This is a genomic window from Paraglaciecola sp. MB-3u-78 (assembly GCF_002835935.1).
GTDB lineage: Bacteria > Pseudomonadota > Gammaproteobacteria > Enterobacterales > Alteromonadaceae > Paraglaciecola.
Genome location: NZ_PJCF01000004.1, coordinates 635,530 through 652,659, shown reverse-complemented (window position 1 = coordinate 652,659; position 17,130 = coordinate 635,530). Strand labels below are relative to the sequence as shown.

Sequence of the window (17,130 nt, the reverse complement as noted above, 5' to 3'; positions counted from 1 at the left end):
CTATGAAAAACGCACATGAGTTAGTTGAAAAAAACGTTGGTCTATTGACCGTTCTTATACTGGTAGCCATTAGTTTGGGTGGCATGGCGCAAATTACTCCGCTGATGTACCAACAACAAATGATGGAGCCAGTTGATGGTTTGAAACCCTATACCGCTCTGCAAATGGAAGGCCGAGATATCTATATTCGTGAAGGCTGTGTGGGATGTCACAGCCAAATGATCCGCCCTTTCCGTTCTGAAACAGAACGTTATGGTCATTACTCAGTTGCGGGTGAGTCAGTATGGGAACACCCGTTTTTATGGGGCTCTAAACGTACTGGGCCAGATTTAGCCCGTGTTGGTGGTAGATACAGCGACGATTGGCATAGAATTCACCTCATTAACGCCAGAGACTTAGTACCAGAGTCTAATATGCCTGGTTTTCCTTGGTTGATGGAAAATACTCTAGACGGTGAGTTAACAGCAAAAAAACTATCAGTATTTAGAGATTTTGGTGTGCCTTATACCGATGAAGACATTGCTGGGGCTAAAGAAGCCGTTAAGGGTAAAACTGAAATGGTTGCGCTTATCGCTTATCTACAGTCACTTGGCACGGCGTTGAAATAACATGGATTATGCAATAAGTGGCAGTATTTACACTGTATTAGTATTCGTGTGTTTTATTGGAATCGTTTGGTGGGCCTATAGTAAAAAGTCAAAAGCAAGTTTTGACGAGGCCGAAATGCTTATCTTTGATGATGAGCCACAACAAGATAAGCGGGAGTCTAAAGTAAATGAGTAGTTTTTGGAGTATCTGGATCACTGTGATCACATTGGGGTCAATATTAGGTTGTTTTTTATTGCTTCGCTGGTGTTTATCCAATAAAACAGGTGTTGCAGAGGGTGACGATATGCATCATGAGTTTGATGGCATTATCGAACTCAATAACCAGCTACCTAGATGGTGGACGATCTTATTTTATATTTGTATCGTTTGGGCACTCATTTACTTAGCCTTGTATCCTGGCTTAGGCAATTATAAAGGATTGATTAACTGGCAAAGTTCTAATCAAAACATTCAATCATTGGCCGAGTCTAGAGCAGCAACTGAGGCAAATAAAACCAACGGAGTGATAAATCAATATGATAGGGAAGTTGAGTTTGCTAATGAACTTTTTGCCCCAATCTTTGAAGCTTATTATAAACAGCCTATTCCTGAGTTAGCTAAAGATCCTGAAGCACTCAAAATTGGTCAACGTTTGTTTAGCCAAAATTGTTCACAGTGCCACGGTTCTGATGCTCGGGGTCAAAGAGGCTTTCCAAATTTAACTGATGATGATTGGTTATATGGTGGGTCACCTGAAAAAATCACTGAAACCTTAATCAATGGTCGTAAGGCCATGATGCCGGCTCAATTAGCTGCACACGGTGAGGATGGTATCGAAGAACTAGTGGCTTATGTTCTAAGTTTAAGTAATAGAAAGTTAAGCGGTCAAAAATATGTTGATGACCCAAGTTTAAACCAATCAATGGTAGATGGAGGCAAAGGTAGGTTTGCTGTTTGTGCTGCTTGTCACGGTCAAGATGGCAAAGGCAATCAAATGATAGGCTCCCCTAATTTAACCGACCAAATTTGGTTATATGGAGGTACTGATAAGTCGATTACAGAAACCCTTAGATATGGTCGTAACGGTGTAATGCCTGCATTTAAGACCACACTAGGAGAAAAGAAAATCCATCTGGTTAGTGCATACGTATACAGTTTATCTCAGGACAAATAGTAACGAAGTAATTTACTGAAGGCCCCGTTTACGGGGCCTTTTTATTTTTATTTTAACATTGAGTAGTTTCTTTACATGCAATCTGATATTCCAAAAGTTTGGTACAAACAGTTCTGGCCCTGGTTTCTAATCATTGTGCCGCTCACATCTATGGTTCTCAGCTTTACTATGATGAATTTAGCATTTACTGGCGAAGACAGCATGGTCATTGATGATTATTATAAAGAAGGGAGAGCTATCAATCTCAAAATAAAAAAATTAGAACAAGCTAAAATCCTCAATATATCAACTAAGACCCAAGTCTTTTCAGATTACGTTGAAGTCATTTTTATCAGTGGCGAACCTGAAAATGGTGAAGCTCTGACTTTAGACTTTTTTCATTCCACACAAAAGTTCAAGGATTTTTCAGTGACATTGTTTCGTGATGCCAATGGGGTATACCGCGCGCCATTAACGGGAGATGTTCTGGGTAAGTGGCAATTGAGTTTACATCCCTTCAACGAAAATTGGAAAATTCAAAAAGTGGTTTCTCTGCCGCAAACAAATCCATTTGATTTAAATCCTTAATCACAATGCTGGTTAAGTGTTTTCATTGTGGTTTGCATGTAGCCCCACAACATAACTATCACACTAACGTACTGGGAAAACGGCAATCCTTTTGTTGTCCTGGCTGTTGCGCCGTGGCAGATGCAATAGTGAATAATGGTTTGGAAGATTATTATCACTATCGAAGTGAATTTGCAGAAAAGGCCTCAGAAAACGAAGATGAGTTGTTACAAAAACTTAAAGTATTTGATGACGATAGTATATTGCAAGAATTTGTTGAAAGTCAGGATGACGCAAGCGAAATTCAATTAACCATTAGCGGTATTAATTGTGCGGCATGTGGTTGGCTAATCGAAAAACAACTGGCTAAATTAAACGGGATCATGAAAGTCGGTGTTAATGTTTCTGCCAGACGTGCAAGCGTAACCTGGAATAATCAGCAACTAAAACTTAGCCAAATATTGAGCCATATTGATAAAATAGGTTATCACGCGAAACCTTTTCAACCCGAACAACATGAAGCTACATTCAGGCAGGAAAACAAAGCCTTTCTAAAACGACTAGGCTTAGCTGGTTTAATGACGATGCAAGTCATGATGTTAAACGTAGGCGCGTTTTTTGATTTGTTTGGCCATATAGACCCTCAAACTAAGCAATACTTTAATTGGATTAGTTTGTTATTGACCACTCCGGTTATCGTCTACTCAGCCTCAGAATTTTATACCAGTGCCATTCGAGGATTACGTGCTCACACCTTTAATATGGATGTGCCTATTGTTTTGGCCTTAGGCATTACTTATATATCAGGGGTGTTTGCCACTGCACAAAATACTGGGCAAACGTATTTTGAATCGTTATGTATGTTTGTATTTTTACTACTGGTTAGCCGGTATCTTGAACATAGTGCTCGCTATAAAGCAGCCCAGGCATCAGCCAATATGCTCGAGTATATGCCCACTACTGCCACTTTGATTGAGGGTGATGTACTCACGCCAGTGTTGGCTAAATCCTTAAAGGTACAGCAACTCGTTTTAGTTAAAGCTGGTGAATTGGTCCCTGTAGATGGGATTATTATCCAAGGACAAGGTCAACTTGATCAGGCTATGTTAACGGGAGAGTTTGATTTGATTAGTAAATACACCGGAGATCAAGTTTTAGCGGGTAGCTTAAATCAATTAGGTACCTTGACTGTGAGGGTTACAGCAAGCTTGCAACATTCTACTCTTAATCAAATTAGTAAGTTACAGACTCAAGCCATGAGTACTAAGCCAAGGATTGCTAGTTTAGCAGATCGGTTCTCACAATATTTTGTTGTCGTGGTGTTACTGATTTCATGTATTAGTTATGTAGTGTGGCAACAAATCGACTCTTCTCAGGCGCTTTGGGTAATGGTCGCGGTATTAATTGCTACTTGCCCCTGTGCTTTAGGACTGGCCACACCTTCCGCCTTATCTTGTGCTATTGCTAATTTAAACAGCAAAGGTGTGTTATTAAAGCGAGGCGATGCGTTAGAGCAAATTACGTTAGTGGACTGGATTGGTTTAGATAAAACTGGGACTTTAACGGAAGGAAAATTCACTATCACTCAGTGCATTAACCCAAGTAAACAACCTGATAGTGATTATCTTGAAATAGCGGCAAGCATAGAACAGTATTCATCTCATCCTATTGCTCGGGCATTTAGTCTTTATGAGAGCCCATTCACAGTAACTGATTTTCAAAGTGAAATGGGTAAAGGTGTAAGTGGCATAATAGAAGGTATTTTTTATAAACTAGGAGCGGCTAGCTTTATGGATATTCCGGTCCCAAATAGTATGTCTGCTTGTAATGTTTTTCTGCAGTCAGACAATGGATTACTTTGTGGTTTTTTATTAACCGACAAACTTAGGCCCAAGGGTACTGCATTAATAAACGCACTAAAACCCTACAACGTTAATTTAATTAGTGGTGATATTGCACCTATAGTGAAATCTGTTGCCGCAGAGTTAGGCATTAATAATTGGTTAGCTGAACAAAGCCCAAAAGATAAATTACAAACGATTAAAGACGCTCAGAGCAATAATCATGTGGTATTGATGGTTGGAGATGGGATCAACGATGGTCCAGTATTAGCTCAAGCTGATGTATCTATTACTTTAGGAGCAGGCTCAGATTTAGCTAAATCATCTGCAGATATCGTGTTACTCGATAACGAACTGGTTAAGCTACAAACAATATTTAGTATAGCGGCAAGATGTAAAACTAAAATCAAACAAAATATCGGCTGGGCGATAGGATATAATTTATTAATATTACCCTTGGCTGTTATGGGTTTACTTAGCCCTTGGATGGCAGTATTGGGTATGTCCCTGAGTTCTTTAATAGTAGTGGTAAATTCCACTCGACTTCTAAAATAAAAGAGAGCCTACTTTTGAGCAGCATTTATGTTTTGATCCCACTCGCCATATTACTAGTGAGTATCGCGATAGGTGTGTTTTTTTGGGCAGTTAAATCCAATCAATTTGAGGATTTAGAACGTCACGGAAGCAGTATTTTGTTCGATGATGACCTACCTAAAAAACCATCAAAACCACAACCCGATCCAAACAAAAGTGATGAATGACTTAAGTTTTTTTTCAGCTTTCCTAATTGGTTTAGCCGGTGGGGTTCACTGCGTAGGGATGTGCGGAGGAATAGTGGGTGCTTTTACTTACGCGGTGCCTAAAAATTCAGCACTATTACCTTATACTTTAGCTTACAATTTTGGTCGGATTATAAGCTACATTATTGCTGGCTCTCTTACGGGCTGGGCTGGATATTTATTTTCTCAACAAATCAATCAGGGTATTGTAATCTTGCAGTTTGTTAGCGGGGTTTTTCTGTTTTTGTTAGGCCTATATGTTGCGGGTTGGTGGCAAGGTCTTAGCAACATTGAAAGACTTGGTAGCAAGTTTTGGCAATGTATTCGCCCTTGGTCAAAAAAGTTATTACCTTTTAAAAGCCCATTACACGCCCTACCCTATGGCATGATTTGGGGATGGTTACCCTGTGGATTGGTTTATTCGGTACTTACCTGGTCTCTGGCAAGCGGTTCTGCGTTACAAGGAGCCATCATTATGGCTGGTTTTGGTCTAGGCACTTTGCCGATAATGATATTAATGGCTACCGGGTTCAACAAAATTCAACAATTAATGCAGAACCCTAAAGCAAAAGTAGTAATGGGTTTATTATTAATGGTATTCGCTATAAACCAATTATTCCAAGCCATCTCTGCTTCAATTCAATAAAACCGCAGCGTTTTTACTGTATTACAACTGGAATAATCTTAAATAATTTCATAAGCTTAGTTAACTTCTTATTCGCTATTTTTATATAAAGGTCCGGTATGAATTATCAAAAAATATTAGCCGTTATAGAGCCAGAACTTCCTACTCAAAAATCACTGGCCAGAGCCATTGAAATAGCCAAGATTAATGGCGCCAGTATTACAGCATTCTTAACTATCTATGACTTTTCATATGAAATGACCACCATGTTGTCGATGGACGAACGTGAAAATATGCGACAGGCCGTTATAGATGATAGAACTGACTGGTTAGTTAATTTAGTTTCAGAACAATTCAGTACCCAAGGCGTGAGCATCGATGTAAAAATCGTTTGGCATAATAGACCTTATGAAAGCATCATTTATGAAGTCATAGATAAAGGCTACGATTTAGTTGTTAAAGGGACAAAAGAACACGATTCATTAAAATCCGTTATTTTCACTCCAACCGACTGGCATATCATGCGCAAAGCACCTGTTCCTGTATTGTTGGTAAAAGAGCATGACTGGCCCTTAGGAGGTCAAATTATTGCCGCAATTAACGTTGGAGTGGATGTCGAAGAGCACATTTCATTAAATGAAGAAATTACTAAACAAGCATTACATTTTGCTAAGTTATTATCTTCAAATGTCCACTTAGTAAATACCTATCCTGGCACACCCGCCAATATTGTCATCGAAATTCCTGAGTTTGATCCCACAACTTACGATGAGTCAGCTAAGCAGCATCATGAACACTTTATGCAAATTCACGCTACTAGACATCATATAAGTAAAGAACATTGTCATGTGGATATTGGTTTGCCAGAGGACGTGATCCCAAAATACGCTAAACAACTGGATGCAGAATTAGTGGTGCTTGGCACAGTTGGCAGGCAAGGTATTTCTGCCGCGCTGATAGGTAACACTGCAGAACATGTGATTGATAAGCTTAATTGTGACGTATTAGCGATTAAACCTGATGGTTTTGTATCCCCCGTCAAATGTTAGGCATTTACCAATAGAGCCTATTGCTTGAGGCCACTGAGTAATGACTTTTTATAAGCCGATACTGCTGGGATAAAAGACAACAAAATAGCCGCGCATGCGGCTATTAAGAAAAATCGTCCTACAGAGGTCAGATCCACATATGGGCTGATATACAAAGCAAAATGATGTTCAAGTAAAGGTTGGCCCAGAAATAACCCCACAGTGACTAACAGGTAACCTGCCAATGACCCTAGTAATGTAAGTAATAAGGCCTCAGTGCCAATCAGTAAAATAATGATATGTGCCTTAGCACCCAAAGCCCGTAGCACTGCTAGTTCCCTTTCCCTTTCTTTCATTGAAGCCAATAGCATGGTTGTCATACAAATAAGCGCCGTAGCTAATATTAGCCATGAAATAACCCTCAAGCTAATTTCGACTGCGCCAACTATTTTCCAAAGCTCTCGAAGAGCCAAAGCCGGTAGAATTGCACTAAGAGGCTCTTGTTTATATTGGTTAATATCACGCTGCAATCGTAAAACGGCTATTTTACTTTTACTGCCAAGCAAAAATGCACTGAGCTGTGGTTGATATTTTTGACCTAAAGGCACTTCTGTTAACAATTCATCATGAATGTGTTGTGTTTGATGAAGGATATCGATGCTTTGTAAGGGAATATACAAAGATTGATCAGCTGGTGTGCCTGTGGACTTTAATATACCTACCACTCTAAATGGATGATTGTCATGATGGGTAAAGCTGACTTTACCTGTGCCATGGGACATGACTAACGATTGATTAATGTTATAACCCAGACTCTTAGCGACATCTGCGCCTAATACCACTTCATATAACCGTTTAAAAGACTCACCTTGTACAAAGGAAATATGTTGTTTGTCGCCATACTTAAAATATTTGAAATAGTCATTTGTAGTGCCGATCACAGAAAACCCTTGATGAGAGTCTCCCATCGAAAGCGGTACCGACCAAGCCACTTGGTTTCTATTAACAATATCTTGGTACGTTTTCCATTGTATATTGTTGCTAGGGTTACCAATTTTAAACACCGAAAACAACAATAAATTAATCCCACTGGTACGACTGCCAACAATCAAATCGACCCCTGATACAGTGCGTTCAAAGTTGTTCTTTACTTCAGCACGCAGATGCTCAACACCGATAAGCACCAACATACTTATGCCAATTGAGGTACAGGTCAGAATAGCCATAACCCGACGGGACCATAGACTCGCCAGAACTAATTTAAGCAGCATCACCCTCACTCCTTGATTGCTGTAAATCTGCTAGAGCCAATTGTTGATCAAAGTGTGACGCTAAAGACATATCGTGACTCACAAATACAACAGTTGAGGTTTGAGCGCAGTCTAAAAGTAGCTGAATAAATTGTTCCCTGGTTTGAGTATCTAACGCCGAGGTGGGCTCATCGGCAATAATAAGCGCAGGTGTTGCAAACAATGCCCGAGCAACGGCTACACGTTGTTGTTGACCGACACTTAGCTCAATTGCTTTTCGCTTAAGTAAATTTCGACTTAATTCTAAGCGTTCACATATTGCAGCTAATTGATCTGCATGGGGTGACTTATTCACACTCTTAAATCGCTGAGCCAAGAGTATGTTTTGTTCTGCAGATAAATAAGGCAATAAATTGAACTGTTGAAATATGATGCCAATATTATTCGCTCTGAAAGTATCTTTTTGCCTTTGGCTTAACTTGGCCATGTCTTGTCCTAAGACTTGAATGTTGCCTGTGTAACGATTTTCAATGCCAGAAATTAAATTCAACAGTGTAGACTTACCTTCACCTGAACGACCATATAAAAATACATTGTTCCCTGTTTCAACCTGCCAATTAGCTATCCTCAGAGCAAATTCAGTTTGTTTTGACCAAGTAAAAAACAGATTTTTTATTGATAAACTATAAGACATAAAAACAACATATCCATTAAACAAAGGTTTAGTTTAGAAAGAAGGAAATTTTCCAGTATAATTACCCCGCCACCTGAGGCAACCTTTTTAGTCTATAAAATATAAGCCATATTCATGAATCAATTATCCAGCATTAAACAAAAAAACACCCGAAGCTTCGATAAATTACAAAAACGCATCAGACATAATACTGGTAAAGCGATAGCTGATTTTAATATGATTGAAGATGGCGACAAAGTAATGGTCTGCTTATCTGGCGGCAAGGATAGCTACACTATGTTGGATATGTTGCTACATATGCAAAAAGTAGCACCCATTTCTTTTAGTCTTATTGTAGTCAATCTTGATCAGAAACAACCTGGATTTCCAGAACATGTATTGCCAGAATACCTGACCCAGCTTGGTGTGGATTTTGAGGTGGTTGAAGAAGACACTTATTCAATCGTGATTGATAAAGTGCCTGAAGGTAAAACAACCTGTGCACTTTGTTCCAGGCTGCGCCGAGGAATTCTATACAACACCGCCACTCGTTTAAAAGCGACTAAAATTGCACTGGGACATCATAGGGATGATATGTTGGAGACTCTTTTTCTGAACATGTTTAATGGTGGTCAGCTAAAATCTATGCCGCCTAAATTAGTCAGTGATGATGGTAAGCAAATGGTCATTCGACCTCTGGCTTATTGCGCTGAACAAGATATCGTACTTTATTCCCAGCATCTTAAATTTCCCATTATTCCATGCAATCTCTGTGGCTCACAAGAAAACCTCCAAAGAAAAGTCATTAAAAGCATGTTGCAAGATTGGCAACAGCGTTTTCCCGGCAGAATAGAGTCTATGTCAAAAGCGTTACAAAATGTGGTGCCTTCACACTTAGCAGACAACACTCAATTTGATTTCGTGGATTTAAAAACCCAATCAACACCATTCAAAAATGGTGACATAGGTTTTGATCCTCCCGAACTGACTTCACCCGAAACGACCAAGTTGGGAAAAGTAGCATCACTTGTTATAACCAACATTTAGGATTAAAAGAATAAACATATGAAAATCGGATTAGCATTAGGTTGTGGTGCCGCACGAGGATGGGCGCATATTGGGGTGATCCAAGCTCTCGAAGAAATGGGTATCGAGATAGATGTAGTTTCGGGGTGCTCTATCGGCTCCTATGTAGGAGCAGCTTACGCCTCAGGAAAGTTGCCAGCCTTATCAGAGTGGGTTGAAAGCCTAACAGATTGGCAGGTGTTTGCTTTGATGGGGGTCGGTTTTTATAAAGGGGGTCTAGTGAGTGGCCTAAAAGTATTTAAAGCACTGCAAGATAATTTTAGTTTTGAAACCTTTGAAGAGTTAAATAAACCTTTTGCAGCAGTTGCTACTGACTTATACAGTGGCCGAGAAGTTAATTTTATGAGTGGTTCTGTGATTGAAGCCGTTAAAGCGTCCTGTGCTATTCCTGGCTTGTTTCCGCCGCTTTTATTTGAGAATAGATGGTTAGTTGATGGGGGGGTAGTCAACCCTGTGCCTGTTAATATGTGCAGATTGTTAGGGGCTGATGTTGTGATTGCGGTTAATTTAAGTGCAGACTTTAGACCACAATCTCTAGTCGCTAATCCGATTGATCATGGGAATAACCAAAAAAAGACATCAGATTTTTTTAAACGTAGTCAGCAACAAATCCAACAATGGTTTCATAAGGATGGAGATCCCCCTAAACCAACTGCACAAAACTTAAATACAGACCAAGAATGTTTGACTAAAGAATGTTTAGAGATACTTGAATCTGCCAATGTCGAACAACCAAAAGGAGCAGATATATTGAGTGCGGATCATATTGCTGTACCTCCTGCCCCATCTATTATCAATGCTATGTCAGGTTCATTAGATATTCTATCTGCAAGAGTCACACGCTCTCGCCTAGCTGGCGATCCACCTGACATTCTAATTGAACCGCAACTTCGAGATTTCGGCATGATGGAATTTTATCGAGCAAAAGAACTCATTGAACATGGTCGTGCGAGTGTTCATAGAATTTCAGACCAAATTAAGTATCAATTAGGTACTGATTAAATGTGTTATTTGAACAGTATAATTGACAGACCCTCGACTGCTCTTTAATGTATCAATCTAACAACAAAACAAGGAATGCCAACATGCCAATTCAAATTAGTTTCGAACTTTCTGACAGTGATTTAGATCATTTTCGTTCCATGATGAAAGCCGCTATGGAAAAGGCCAGTGAATATCCACCGGCTGAAGTATTAAAGAAAGCACGTGCCGTCTGTGCGGAAATGGAACAGGCTAATTTGCCTGATTTTGTAAAACACAGAATGGAATCTCTAGAAACCCTTATATCAGCTTTGGAAGATCCTGAATGGCAAATGCCAGAAGATGAAAAAAATGAAATTTTAACTTCCCTTGCCTATTTTAGTGAACCAGAGGATTTAGTTCCTGACAACATTCCAGGTTTAGGTTATGTGGATGATGCCATCATGATCGAATTGGTTATTCAAGAGTTGTCACAAGATTTATCGGCTTATAAACAATTTTGTAAATACCGAACCACTGAAGAAAACCGCAGAGGCGCCGAAGCGAATGTGAATAGAGACAGTTGGTTAACTAGCAAAAGAACGGAGCTTCGTTCTCAAATGCGTCGCGGTCGCAGTACAGGTGGAAGTAGACGTTTATTCTCAAGGATAATGTAATAGTATTTAATGAACCTATGCAGGGGTAAATTCACCGTCCCTGCATAGATACATCACTTCAATTATTTATTTTTCAACAATAGCGGTTATGCGTAACGGTTTATAAGGTAATTCTAGTCCCTTGGCTTGCATTAGCCATGTCTTGCTCAAAGCTAACGCTCCCTCTTTATTCATTAAGGGTTGTAAGCTTTCAGGTAAACCTACTTCTTCATCAAAGTGAAACGATAAACCTTCTGCTGAAGGCATCATAAACGCCAAGAAACTCCCCATCTCATCAAAAAAGGCCTGATACTGATTAAACAACAATAACAACTCATCATGGCTGTATTGTGTCTTCAGAAAACTCGGTAACGTCTCTAGCTGCACTGACATATCACATCGATTTGCCTGGTCATCTAATTCGATGATCACCTGTGCCTTAGCCATTTTAAGAATTTTATCTGTGGGTACCGTAAAACGATCATTATTTTCAACCGTTAATGGCAATGTTTGTTTTTGCGTGACTATATTGGCACTGATGATGTGACAAAGGCGTTTCTGGGCAATATGTTGAAATCCAAAGGCAAATCTTAATGCGTCTGTGTCAGGATCATCCAGTTTTTTAACGTGACTATAAAAACTTGAATATTCTACTTCTAAAGTATCTGCTGTAGCATAGGTACTTAAAATCAAATGCCCTATTATAAATATAATTATTTTCAACCCGCTGTATCCATATGTTTTCTATTCACTCGCAACATGCTGAGTAACTCATCAATGTATTCTTGTCCCCGCTCAGAATAGCTTGATAGGCCTGCAGCTAACGCTCTTGCAGTAACAGGTTTGTCAGCCTGTCTGAGGTTTTGTCTTATTACACGTAAGTCTTTATAAGCATAGTGACGATTAAGATTACGTATGTAAGTCATAACCGCATGAGATAAATCTCTAAATTTTGCCACTTCATGAACTGCGTCATCATTGCGTTGTTTCGGTACAAAACCACAGCCCTTTTTAAAACACCAAAGACCAAAAAAATTGTACCCCTGTTGGGCAAACCTTGAGTCTCCCCAACCTGATTCATTCGCAGCCTGAACCAAAATAAGGGCCTCAGGTATGGTATCAACTCTTCTTATTAAGGTTTCTAGTGTCTGCTCTAAAGATTGTTTTTTATCACTTGTAAAATGGTATTTTTTTGCTAATTTATTAAATACTTGTTGTTGATGCTTATTAAACGCTTGATGTTTCAGGAACACTTCATGTAACGCAAACACCATCTCACGTTCTTTTAAAACGATGGCATTTTGTCTTTGAATTTCAGGTTGTAAATAAGCGAAGAATGCCCGTTTTTTATCAGTCACATCAGCATAACCAGAAAACGTGGGAACCGCTTGCACACTGCTATCTAATGGGGGTATGTGCAATCCATCAAGGCTTATAATGTCTTCTGCAACATCTTCTGTTTTAGATTGCTGAAGTAAAACGATTAAGGTTATTGTGCTGATTAGCACCGCAACTGTGACAACCGATATTTTAACAAAATCACGCATGAAAGACAGCCTCATCAGGGTTAGATTGATTCTTAACACTAAGCACCTTAACGCCAAATAATTCCCGATATAAAATACCTTTCATATTGATAAAAAATGGAATTATCCAAATGTAGGCAAAACCTAAGGTCAATGCACCTAAAAACAAACAAAGGTAATACATTATATAAAACATTGAAAGTGGCATCCAATATTTGTGGAACACTTTTAAAGACTGGATCACAGATTGACTCGGAGCTAGCCTTTTTTCAATCAACAACATAATTGAAAAACCTGTGGCAAGATTAATATAAAACAACACCGCCACACCTAACAAAACACTAATTTGTGAACCAACAAAAGAGCCAACATCTGACATCGCGGCTAATAACAGAGCCAGTAAAATAACTAAAATAGAGCCTATTACATTTTTTAAAATGGATAAAAACTTTGGCTTAATCCCTACACTATGTGAAATACCTAACAAGAACATAGTGGCTATTATGGGTGTTGTCACAATAATACCTGCGACTTTGAGTGAAATCATCATACTCTGAGGAACAACACTTAAATCGGATATGCCAAAGAAAGATTGCAATATCCACGCAAATATAATGGCGATAAAAAACAACAACAACACACCGTGTAAAACGGCTGTCTTAGTATTTTTGGATAAATTCCATGCCTCTTCAGCAATTGCTTTTAAATCTAATTGGGTTTCACCCTTTAGAGACTTTTCAAGGCTGCCGCCCTGTATTTCAAACTGTTTTTGTTCTTCCACTTATATTCCTACTTAAGGATCTCTATTACGTAACTTTATAAAAGCGCACTATACAGGCATAACCAGTTTTATCGCCAACAAAATCAAAACAACTCCCATAACTCTGTCAAACCAATAACCTTTTTTTCCAATAAACAGTGTGACTTTTTTAGAACTTAAAAATAAAGACAGCACACAAAACCAGATACCTGTGGCCACAGCCAAATATAATCCGTACCCAAGCTTAATTACATTGGGTGTATCTGGCGATACTGCAACGGCAAATACCGATAGAAAGAACAGCGTGGCTTTAGGATTAAGACCATTGGTTAAAAACCCCACCATAAAGGCTTTGTTATCAGAAATAATTTGAACAGTTTTTTCAAGCTCTACATTATTTAAGTGCTTAGGCGCAGGGCTTCTAATCGCCCCCCAACCTAAATACAGCAAATACGCAGCAGCAACATAACTAAATACTTGAAAAAGCACAGGTGTTGTCTTTATTAAAATACCAATACCTAATAATGAATAGCCCACATGGATGAGAATACCGACCCCCACACCAATACTGGTAATGATGGCTGCTCTGCGACCAAAACTAATGCTGTGTTTCAATACTATGGCAAAATCTGGGCCGGGACTAGCGACAGCCAGCAAGTGCACACTAGCTATGGTTAAAAACTCTACCCAATATTGTTGTACATGTTCAATCAAATTCATGCCCTTTTAATAAGGTTTTTAATCCAGATTCAGCAGAAATACCAGTACCTGCCAACACCATCACTTTCAACTGGTTAAGTTCATAAAAAGGAAGATTAGCTAACATAGGAGGCCTAACAAGATTGAACAATCGAATTGATAACAAACATATGATTACTTAAACATCATTTTTAGATATTTTATAATGTTATTATGCTATCAAAAATAACTTTTAAGCATTGGTTTATTTTGTATAAAAATTCATGATTTTTACAACTAACTAAAGATAGTTACCTGCTATTTTCATTCAACCTCGGTCTTATTTCTGATCAGTGACTGTAAAAGCCTATGGTGTACATTAGATCGACTCGGCTCTGGAGCCTTCCATCTCGTTTATGCGGCGTACCTATTAGTGGAAAGTGACAAGCAAAACAGCCATAAATAAAATGATGAAGATATTACAGGGATCAAAACATTGAGTGTTACATCAAAATCTATTGCCTTTACTGCACCACATTATGCAGCCAGCCAGGCAGGGCAAAATATTCTACAACAGGGTGGAACGGCCATAGAGGCGATGGTCGCTGCGGCAGCTTCAATATCGGTTGTTTACCCACATATGAATAGTTTAGGTGGCGACGGTTTTTGGCTCATCAGTGAGCCAGGCAAAGAGCCGATTGCCATAGACGCCAGTGGTACTGCGGCAAAAAGCGCCGACCTTGATTTTTATTCAGGGCAAAAAATGATAGAGAGTCGTGGCCCTCGTGCCTGTTTAAATATGGCAGGTGCGGTTGCGGGTTGGAAAAAAGCATTAGATATTAGTCACAGTTGGCAGTCAGCCCTTACGTTAGAACAATTATTATCCACTGCCATAGGTCAAGCTGAATGGGGCGTTGAAGTGACCCAGAGTTTGCAAAATGCCAGTGAGAAAACGTTTGATGACTTGCATAAGTTAGACAATTTCGAACAATTTTTGATTAAAGGTAAAAGTTTAAGAAAAGGTAAAATACTAAAACTTCCAAAAATTGCTCAAACATTAAAAACCCTAGTCAAAAATGGCCTTGATGATTTCTATCATGGTGACATTGCAAAATTATTGGCGGAAGATTTAAGCACTGTTGGCTCACCGATTCAATTAAGCGATTTTAACCATTATCAAGCGCAACAGGTCACGCCTTTGAGCTTGAATACGTCTGCCGGCAAATTATATAACTTGCCGGCACCGACCCAAGGTATCGCTTCGCTTATCATCTTGGGCTTATTCGATAAGGTTCAGCATCAAGCAAGTACTGAAGCTGAGTTTATTCACCTATTGGTTGAATGCACTAAACAAGCCTTCATAGTGCGAGATGCAGTATTGACAGACTCTTCTCGTTTAGCCTTTCCTTTAGAGCATTATTTACAAGAAGAAAAGCTCAATCAACTGGCAAAAAAGGTCCGCTTAAATAAGGCTCTACCATGGCCGCACATTGCCAAAACAGGCGATACTGTTTGGATGGGGGCCTGCGATCAAGAAGGCAGAATGGTTAGCTATATTCAAAGTATCTACTGGGAATTTGGTAGTGGTGTTGTATTGCCACAAACGGGCATTGTTTGGAATAACCGTGGTACCTCCTTTAGTCTCGAGCCTGATCATCTTCAGCAGCTCAAACCTGGTTTAAAACCTTTTCATACCCTCAACCCTGCTTTTGCTGAACTAAAAGATGGTAGACGTTTAAGTTACGGGACTATGGGCGGAGAAGGTCAGCCGCAAACACAAGCCGCCGTGTTTAGTCGTTACGTGTATGGTCATCAAGCATTGCCTAAGGCCATTGCTGCAAGCCGCTGGTTATTAGGTCGTTCTTGGGGTGAAAACAGCCATAATTTGAAGCTTGAGGAAGATATCCCGCAAGATGTTATTCATGAATTAGTAACTAAAGGTCATGAAGTCTTGACCGTTGCAGCATGCAATGAATTAATGGGCCACGCTGGCGCCGTGGTATTAAGGCCTGACAATTCTGTTGCAGCGGCAACTGACCCTCGTAGTGACGGCAAAGCCTTCGCAGCGACGTTGTAAAAGACTGCATTAGCGATGTCACCCAATCATTAAACTAAGAGTACATTATGGATGTTTTACTTGGCAATCTGCCAACCATTTTTGCGTTAATAACAACTGGGGTTTTTGCTGGGTTGTTAGCTGGTTTATTAGGCGTTGGTGGTGGCATTGTGATTGTGCCAGTGTTGTATTTTCTATTTCAAAGCTTCGACGTTTCGCCCCAAAGTGCCATGTTGATTGCCACAGCCACCTCATTAGCGACTATTGTCCCGACTTCGCTTAGTGCCATTAAGTCTCACCATAAAAAAGGTAACGTAGATTTTAACTTACTTAAGTCTTGGGGTGTGTATATTTTGATTGGCGTGATTATCGGTAGCTTGTTAGTCACCGAATATGGTGGCCAATGGCTTAGCGTATTGTTTGGTGTGGTAGCCAGTTTATCCGCACTTAATATGTTATTTCGAGCAAACAAAACATCGAAGGCTGACTCATTACCCGGAAAAATTGGTCAACGGGTAATTGCCAGTTGTATTGGCTTTTTTAGCGCTATGGTTGGAATCGGCGGCGGAACATTTAGTGTGCCCATACTTACCGCTTATCGTTATCCTGCACATAAAGCAGTAGGCACTGCTGCCGGTATAGGCCTTATTATCTCTCTTCCAGCTGCCATGACTATGTTGACATTCGGCGTCACGCCTGATGATGCTCCCATTGGCACCTATGGATTAGTTAATTTATTAGGTTTCCTATGTATTGTGCCGCTAACGGTTATTTTTGCGCCAATAGGCGCTAAGTTAGCCAGCATAATGGACGCCAAGCTCCTAAAAAAAGTGTTTGCCGTGGTATTACTCATCACCGGCTTGCGGATGCTGACACAACTGTTTATCTAACACCTTTTATAAAA

Annotated in this window: 19 protein-coding genes; 13 read left to right on the top strand and 6 right to left on the bottom strand. The window is 39.6% G+C overall.

All coding sequences use genetic code 11. The features are described from left to right. The first annotated feature begins 2 nt into the window (after window positions 1-2). The 8 genes from ccoO to uspE all read left to right on the top strand — a co-directional run bounded on the left by ccoO (window position 3) and on the right by uspE (window position 6,602). A complete protein-coding gene (ccoO, locus tag CXF95_RS09685; protein WP_101198461.1) occupies window positions 3-608 on the top strand; it encodes a cytochrome-c oxidase, cbb3-type subunit II in 606 nt (201 codons plus the stop codon). 1 nt (window position 609) lies between these two features. Then, window positions 610-783: a cbb3-type cytochrome c oxidase subunit 3 gene (locus CXF95_RS09680; protein ID WP_101198460.1), complete on the top strand. Its 174-nt coding sequence runs from the start codon at window positions 610-612 to the stop codon at window positions 781-783. Continuing rightward, window positions 776-1,762: a cytochrome-c oxidase, cbb3-type subunit III gene (gene ccoP / locus CXF95_RS09675; protein WP_101198459.1), complete on the top strand. Its 987-nt coding sequence runs from the start codon at window positions 776-778 to the stop codon at window positions 1,760-1,762. Before CXF95_RS09680 ends, ccoP begins: the two co-directional genes overlap by 8 nt. A gap of 75 nt (window positions 1,763-1,837) precedes the next feature. After that, on the top strand, window positions 1,838-2,329 hold the full coding sequence (locus CXF95_RS09670; protein WP_101198458.1) for a FixH family protein: 492 nt from the start codon (window positions 1,838-1,840) through the stop codon (window positions 2,327-2,329). Between the two features lie 5 nt (window positions 2,330-2,334). Then, the gene (locus CXF95_RS09665; protein WP_101198457.1) at window positions 2,335-4,704 is read left to right on the top strand and encodes a heavy metal translocating P-type ATPase; all 2,370 of its coding nucleotides are present in this window, start codon (window positions 2,335-2,337) and stop codon (window positions 4,702-4,704) included. A gap of 14 nt (window positions 4,705-4,718) precedes the next feature. Next, entirely contained in the window at window positions 4,719-4,910 is a 192-nt protein-coding gene (gene ccoS, locus CXF95_RS09660; protein WP_198556543.1) for a cbb3-type cytochrome oxidase assembly protein CcoS, read from the top strand. Then, window positions 4,903-5,574, top strand: coding sequence for a sulfite exporter TauE/SafE family protein (locus CXF95_RS09655; RefSeq protein ID WP_101198456.1), 672 nt, complete (start codon window positions 4,903-4,905; stop codon window positions 5,572-5,574). Before ccoS ends, CXF95_RS09655 begins: the two co-directional genes overlap by 8 nt. Before the next feature lie 98 nt (window positions 5,575-5,672). After that, complete coding sequence (uspE, locus tag CXF95_RS09650) at window positions 5,673-6,602, top strand: universal stress protein UspE (protein WP_101198455.1); 930 nt, start codon at window positions 5,673-5,675, stop codon at window positions 6,600-6,602. A gap of 17 nt (window positions 6,603-6,619) precedes the next feature. Here the strand turns inward: uspE and CXF95_RS09645 are convergent, their stop codons facing one another. Beyond that, the gene (locus CXF95_RS09645) at window positions 6,620-7,852 is read right to left on the bottom strand and encodes an FtsX-like permease family protein (RefSeq protein ID WP_157828120.1); all 1,233 of its coding nucleotides are present in this window, start codon (window positions 7,850-7,852) and stop codon (window positions 6,620-6,622) included. After that, window positions 7,842-8,525, bottom strand: coding sequence for an ABC transporter ATP-binding protein (locus tag CXF95_RS09640; protein WP_198556542.1), 684 nt, complete (start codon window positions 8,523-8,525; stop codon window positions 7,842-7,844). The genes CXF95_RS09645 and CXF95_RS09640 overlap by 11 nt, the downstream gene beginning before the upstream one ends. 114 nt (window positions 8,526-8,639) lie before the next feature. On the opposite strand from CXF95_RS09640, the gene ttcA reads away from it, so the two are divergent. The 3 genes from ttcA to CXF95_RS09625 all read left to right on the top strand — a co-directional run bounded on the left by ttcA (window position 8,640) and on the right by CXF95_RS09625 (window position 11,227). After that, window positions 8,640-9,551: a tRNA 2-thiocytidine(32) synthetase TtcA gene (gene ttcA, locus CXF95_RS09635; protein ID WP_101198454.1), complete on the top strand. Its 912-nt coding sequence runs from the start codon at window positions 8,640-8,642 to the stop codon at window positions 9,549-9,551. A gap of 18 nt (window positions 9,552-9,569) precedes the next feature. Next, complete coding sequence (locus CXF95_RS09630) at window positions 9,570-10,592, top strand: patatin-like phospholipase family protein (protein ID WP_101198453.1); 1,023 nt, start codon at window positions 9,570-9,572, stop codon at window positions 10,590-10,592. A gap of 83 nt (window positions 10,593-10,675) precedes the next feature. After that, a complete protein-coding gene (locus CXF95_RS09625) occupies window positions 10,676-11,227 on the top strand; it encodes a YkvA family protein (protein WP_101198452.1) in 552 nt (183 codons plus the stop codon). Window positions 11,228-11,293: 66 nt separating this feature from the next. Here CXF95_RS09625 and CXF95_RS09620 read toward each other — a convergent pair whose 3' ends face one another. From CXF95_RS09620 to CXF95_RS09605, 4 genes are read right to left on the bottom strand one after another with little or no spacing between them, the layout of a single operon-like run. Continuing rightward, window positions 11,294-11,929, bottom strand: a complete 636-nt coding sequence (locus CXF95_RS09620) for a DUF2987 domain-containing protein (RefSeq protein ID WP_101198451.1) — start codon at window positions 11,927-11,929, stop codon at window positions 11,294-11,296. Next, window positions 11,926-12,753, bottom strand: a complete 828-nt coding sequence (locus tag CXF95_RS09615; RefSeq protein ID WP_101198450.1) for a glucosaminidase domain-containing protein — start codon at window positions 12,751-12,753, stop codon at window positions 11,926-11,928. Before CXF95_RS09615 ends, CXF95_RS09620 begins: the two co-directional genes overlap by 4 nt. Beyond that, entirely contained in the window at window positions 12,746-13,513 is a 768-nt protein-coding gene (locus CXF95_RS09610; RefSeq protein ID WP_101198449.1) for a hypothetical protein, read from the bottom strand. Before CXF95_RS09610 ends, CXF95_RS09615 begins: the two co-directional genes overlap by 8 nt. A 48-nt stretch (window positions 13,514-13,561) precedes the next feature. After that, window positions 13,562-14,212: a LysE family translocator gene (locus CXF95_RS09605; protein WP_198556541.1), complete on the bottom strand. Its 651-nt coding sequence runs from the start codon at window positions 14,210-14,212 to the stop codon at window positions 13,562-13,564. A gap of 454 nt (window positions 14,213-14,666) precedes the next feature. Here CXF95_RS09605 and CXF95_RS09595 point away from each other — a divergent pair, with 454 nt between their 5' ends. Together CXF95_RS09595 and CXF95_RS09590 are read left to right on the top strand one after the other, a co-directional pair. Further along, the gene (locus tag CXF95_RS09595; RefSeq protein WP_101198448.1) at window positions 14,667-16,247 is read left to right on the top strand and encodes a gamma-glutamyltransferase family protein; all 1,581 of its coding nucleotides are present in this window, start codon (window positions 14,667-14,669) and stop codon (window positions 16,245-16,247) included. 47 nt (window positions 16,248-16,294) lie between these two features. Further along, on the top strand, window positions 16,295-17,116 hold the full coding sequence (locus CXF95_RS09590; protein ID WP_101198447.1) for a sulfite exporter TauE/SafE family protein: 822 nt from the start codon (window positions 16,295-16,297) through the stop codon (window positions 17,114-17,116). Window positions 17,117-17,130: the final 14 nt, after the last annotated feature.

What these genes read in the sequence shown, in the direction of transcription:
- ccoO (WP_101198461.1), top strand. Translation starts at nt 3, where the DNA reads ATGAAAAACGCACATGAGTTAGTTGAAAAAAACGTTGGTCTATTGACC.
- CXF95_RS09680 (WP_101198460.1), top strand. Translation starts at nt 610, where the DNA reads ATGGATTATGCAATAAGTGGCAGTATTTACACTGTATTAGTATTCGTG.
- ccoP (WP_101198459.1), top strand. Translation starts at nt 776, where the DNA reads ATGAGTAGTTTTTGGAGTATCTGGATCACTGTGATCACATTGGGGTCA.
- CXF95_RS09670 (WP_101198458.1), top strand. Translation starts at nt 1,838, where the DNA reads ATGCAATCTGATATTCCAAAAGTTTGGTACAAACAGTTCTGGCCCTGG.
- CXF95_RS09665 (WP_101198457.1), top strand. Translation starts at nt 2,335, where the DNA reads ATGCTGGTTAAGTGTTTTCATTGTGGTTTGCATGTAGCCCCACAACAT.
- CXF95_RS09655 (WP_101198456.1), top strand. Translation starts at nt 4,903, where the DNA reads ATGAATGACTTAAGTTTTTTTTCAGCTTTCCTAATTGGTTTAGCCGGT.
- uspE (WP_101198455.1), top strand. Translation starts at nt 5,673, where the DNA reads ATGAATTATCAAAAAATATTAGCCGTTATAGAGCCAGAACTTCCTACT.
- CXF95_RS09645 (WP_157828120.1), bottom strand. Translation starts at nt 7,852, where the DNA reads ATGCTGCTTAAATTAGTTCTGGCGAGTCTATGGTCCCGTCGGGTTATG.
- CXF95_RS09640 (WP_198556542.1), bottom strand. Translation starts at nt 8,525, where the DNA reads ATGTCTTATAGTTTATCAATAAAAAATCTGTTTTTTACTTGGTCAAAA.
- ttcA (WP_101198454.1), top strand. Translation starts at nt 8,640, where the DNA reads ATGAATCAATTATCCAGCATTAAACAAAAAAACACCCGAAGCTTCGAT.
- CXF95_RS09630 (WP_101198453.1), top strand. Translation starts at nt 9,570, where the DNA reads ATGAAAATCGGATTAGCATTAGGTTGTGGTGCCGCACGAGGATGGGCG.
- CXF95_RS09625 (WP_101198452.1), top strand. Translation starts at nt 10,676, where the DNA reads ATGCCAATTCAAATTAGTTTCGAACTTTCTGACAGTGATTTAGATCAT.
- CXF95_RS09615 (WP_101198450.1), bottom strand. Translation starts at nt 12,753, where the DNA reads ATGCGTGATTTTGTTAAAATATCGGTTGTCACAGTTGCGGTGCTAATC.
- CXF95_RS09605 (WP_198556541.1), bottom strand. Translation starts at nt 14,212, where the DNA reads ATGAATTTGATTGAACATGTACAACAATATTGGGTAGAGTTTTTAACC.
- CXF95_RS09590 (WP_101198447.1), top strand. Translation starts at nt 16,295, where the DNA reads ATGGATGTTTTACTTGGCAATCTGCCAACCATTTTTGCGTTAATAACA.